The 4216-nt window shown below is 41.2% G+C and carries 2 protein-coding genes; one reads left to right on the top strand and one right to left on the bottom strand.

Going from position 1 to position 4216, the window contains the following annotated elements; translation table 11 throughout:
- Nucleotides 1-501: 501 nt before the first annotated feature.
- Complete coding sequence (locus RT138_RS18830) at nt 502-2412, bottom strand: ABC-F family ATP-binding cassette domain-containing protein (RefSeq protein ID WP_185213872.1); 1911 nt, start codon at nt 2410-2412, stop codon at nt 502-504.
- 52 nt (nt 2413-2464) lie between these two features.
- Between RT138_RS18830 and RT138_RS18825 the strand changes: the two genes are divergently transcribed.
- Complete coding sequence (locus RT138_RS18825) at nt 2465-3502, top strand: quinone-dependent dihydroorotate dehydrogenase (RefSeq protein WP_313191896.1); 1038 nt, start codon at nt 2465-2467, stop codon at nt 3500-3502.
- The last annotated feature ends 714 nt before the right edge of the window (nt 3503-4216 follow it).

Genomic DNA, 4216 nt, shown 5'->3' with positions numbered 1-4216 from the left:
TTTCTATCAATTCCCTGTAGAAAGAAAACAGTTTGCTCATCTTCCAATTCTGAACGAATAGTGAAGAATCTGTACGGTTTTCCTCCCACCGTCCCTGTCATCCTTTACCGAAGGTAAAGGAACTGTACGCCAATACCATGATGGTTGTCTTTGATTTTAAAAGTTCGCATTTCTCCGAGATGCTTCGTTCCTACCAATGACAGTCTGGTAGAACTGTGTTTCTAGCCATTCGGGGCCATATTTATTTACCAGAAGATATTTCTAGCCGCCATACATCCCCAGCGGGGATGAATTATTTTAGCATGAATGGTATGAACCATAAAGGGCTAATGGCATACATTTAAGAGATATAGGTTCGGATGGGGGGCTAGGAGATTTCCTGGATTTTGTTTTAACCTTATTCGAGACATATTCGGAAAATTCGCAAAGTGGATAGAATATTTCTCGAATATGGCTCGAATGATTCTCGAATAAGGTCAGAATTAGGATAAGAAAATGACTTTAATTTTCTAAGTCCATGATCTCTTCTGCCAATGTCTCCCAATCTTGTTGCAGGGTTTCCAATTTGGCTTTTTCAGAGTTGTAATTTCTGGTATGTTCCTGCAATTTTACTGCATCGGAATAGATTTCCTCTTGAGCAAGCTCGGTTTCCAATTGCTTAACCAAGGTTTCTTGGTTTCCAATATTTTCCTCCAAGGCTGCAAGTTCCTTGTTTTTCTTCTGGATAATTCTTTTGGTATCTTCAGTAGGAGCGACTTTCTCCTTTTTAGGTTCCTCTTTCGGTTTCTTTTCCTGTTTTGCTTCGGGTTTGATCACACGTTTCGAGTTCCACTCCTCATATTCCTGGTAGGTACCTGGATACTCCTTGATTTCTTTGTCTTCGATAAACCAAATCTTGTTGGCCACATGCTCTAAGAAGTAACGGTCGTGGGAAACCACGATCAATGTACCCTCATATTGTTGCATGGCTTGGATCAAGATATTGACAGAAGCCATATCCAAGTGGTTGGTCGGCTCATCGAGTACTAGGAAGTTAGCATCTGCAGTCAATGCCTTAGCTAAAGCCACCCTTGATTTTTCACCTCCGGAAAGGACTTTGATTTTTTTGAAAACATCATCTCCCGTAAAAAGGAAACTTCCCAAGATGGAACGTAGTTCTGTTTCGGTATGCTTAGGTGCAAAGGCTACCAATTCCTGTAAAATGGAATTTTCTAAGTGCAAGGCTTCTAATTGATGCTGAGCAAAGAAGGTTTGGGAAACATTATGTCCCTTAGTACTCTTGCCTTCAAATTCAGAATCTGCATCTGCTACGATCCGCAATAGGGTTGATTTACCTTTACCATTGGCACCGATCAACGCAATTTTATCACCTTTTTCAATCAGGCCATTTGTATTTTCCAGGATTTCTACGTTCGGGTAAGATTTGGAAATGTTTTCCATGGTTACCACATGTCGACCTGATGGTTTGGAGAATTTAAAGCTGAAGTTCACTTCAGGATTGTCATCATCTACCTCATCCACCTTCTCCATACGGTCAAGGGCTTTGATTCGTGATTGCACCATTTTAGCCTTACTTGCTTTCGAACGGAACCTTTCGATCAACCTTTCCTCTTGTTTGATCTTGGCCTGTTGGTTTTTATACTGATTGCCTTGGATTTCTTCACGCAATGATTTTTCTTCCAGATAGAAGCTGTAATTTCCAGCATAAAGGGTTAATTTTCCTTTTCTGGATTCCACAGTTTTATTGATAATCCTATCCAAGAAATAGCGGTCATGGGAAACAATCACAATTGCACCTTCAAAACTTTGTAGGTAGGTTTCCAACCATTTGATGGACGGTAAGTCCAAGTGGTTGGTAGGCTCATCCAGCAAAAGGATATCAGGAGCTTGCAGGAGGATCCTGGCCAGCATGACACGCATTCGCCAACCTCCAGAGAAGGTGGCCAAAGGTCTTTTTTGTTCCTCTTCCGAGAAACCAAGACCAGCTAGGATTTCATGAGCACGAAATTCGATACTGTAACCATCCAATGCCTCAAATTCAGTCTGTTTATCACTCAGTTTATTCAGGATTTCATCCGAATAGTCCGTTTCTAACTTCTTGAGCAGATTTTCAATTTCAGTATGTAACTGATTCTGTCTTTCAAAAGCTTCCATAGCGACATGGAGAATGCTTTTTTCAGAATGATAGGAAAGCAGGTCCTGATTTAAATAACCTAATTTCAGGTCTTTGGCCATGGATATGGTTCCGCTGGTAGGTGCGTATTCCCCTACAATAAGTTTCAATAAAGTGGACTTTCCGGTACCGTTAGCACCGATAAGACCTGCTTTATCCCCTGGTTTGATATGCCAGTTTGCCTCATCGTACAATGCCCTAGAGCCAATTTCAAATGTTAAGTTATTTATAGATATCATTTCGGGTGCAAAAGTAATGAATATTTCTGCATCTTTGGCTACCTTTGCACTCATGTATAAGCTAGTTAAACCATTTTTCTTCTCAATGAACCCTGAACAAGCACACCATAATGTGACTTCAGGCTTGAAATTTTTTAATAAAGTATGGGGTTCAAAAGCATTGTTGAAATCCTTGTATTGTGTAGAAGATCCTCGGTTAGAAACCAAGGTCTTTGGCTTGACCTTTAAGAACCCTGTTGGTTTGGCAGCTGGTTTCGATAAGAACGCAGAATACATCGAGGATATGGCTAGACTAGGATTTGGCTTTATTGAAATCGGTACCGTTACACCAAAGCCGCAACCTGGAAATGATAAACCAAGGATGTTCAGGCTGGTCGATGACCATGCTTTGATCAACCGTATGGGATTCAATAATAAGGGTGCTGATGTAGCTGCCGGAAAACTGAAATTCATAAAGGAAAGAAACGGTGTTTTGATCGGTGGAAATATCGGTAAAAATAAGGTTACACCAAATGAAGAAGCTGTAAATGACTATATCTATTGCTTCAAGGCTTTGTTTGACTACGTTGATTATTTTGTGGTGAACGTAAGTTCCCCGAATACACCGGGCTTACGTGATCTTCAGGAAAAAGAACCGCTTATGCATATCCTGAATACATTGCAGCAATTGAACCTGGAAAAGGCAAACCCAAAGCCTATCCTTTTAAAGATTGCGCCTGATTTGACCTTCACCCAATTGGATGATATCGTTGAGATCGTGATGGAAACCAAAATCGCGGGAGTAATTGCAACCAATACGACCATCGCTAGAGAAGGGTTACAGAGTCACCGAATGTTGGTGCAAGAACCAGGTGGCGTCAGCGGAAAACCATTGACCCGTCGTTCGACCGAGGTGATCAAATATTTAGCAGATAAATCCAATAAAGCCTTCCCGATCATTGGGGTAGGTGGTATACATTCTGCTGCGGATGCCATTGAGAAATTAAATGCTGGAGCAAGTTTGGTCCAGGTCTATACAGGTTTTATCTATGAAGGGCCTTCATTGGTAGCAGATATCTGTAAGGGGATCTTGAAAGAGAGAAGTAGGTAGAACCAGGATGGAAGGGATGAGAGGATGGGCCAAGATCTGGAAATGAACCAGGATGCCCTTCGACGCAGCTCAGGGTACGGGATTAGGGGATCGGCCAAGATCGTGTCCATCGTGTCGCTGGAAAGGTAGCCGATTTTGTAGGGGCTTATTGCATAAGCCCGCTTTCCACGTTTCACTCTGAATCGCTCTTTAGCGAATTTTGATTCTGAACAAATAGTGAGGAATCCGTACGGTTCTCCATTAAAGGACCCTGTCATCCTAAATCTTCGATTTAGGAACTGTACGCCAGTACAAACTTTTGAAGATAGAAGAATTGTACGCCAATGCAATTATTCACAAAAATAGATTTGCACGGCTCCTAGATTCTTCCTGCGTCAGGACGACAATGGGGGGGTGAACCGAAGATTTAGGAACTGTACGCCAGTACAAACTATTGAAGATAGAAGAATTGTACGCCAATGCAATAAATCACAAAAATAGGTTTGCAAAGTTCCAAGATTCTTCCTGCGTCAGGATAGGGATTTGTATTGACAAACCCCAGTAGGGGTGGAATCTTTGTAGAAATTTGATGTTTGTAATGGCGAACCCACAGCGTGGATGAAATATTTTTATGAAAATCTCCTTTTGCATAGAGTAAAAAAATAGTTCCCTCATCTTACGATTTCGGGATGAACTGTGTCTATTTCCAAATTTATTTTAAATTTTTTCCAAATT

The sequence above is a fragment of the Sphingobacterium sp. genome (assembly GCF_032065005.1).
Taxonomy (GTDB): Bacteria; Bacteroidota; Bacteroidia; order Sphingobacteriales; family Sphingobacteriaceae; genus Sphingobacterium.
This window is presented reverse-complemented; position numbering and strand designations above follow the sequence as displayed.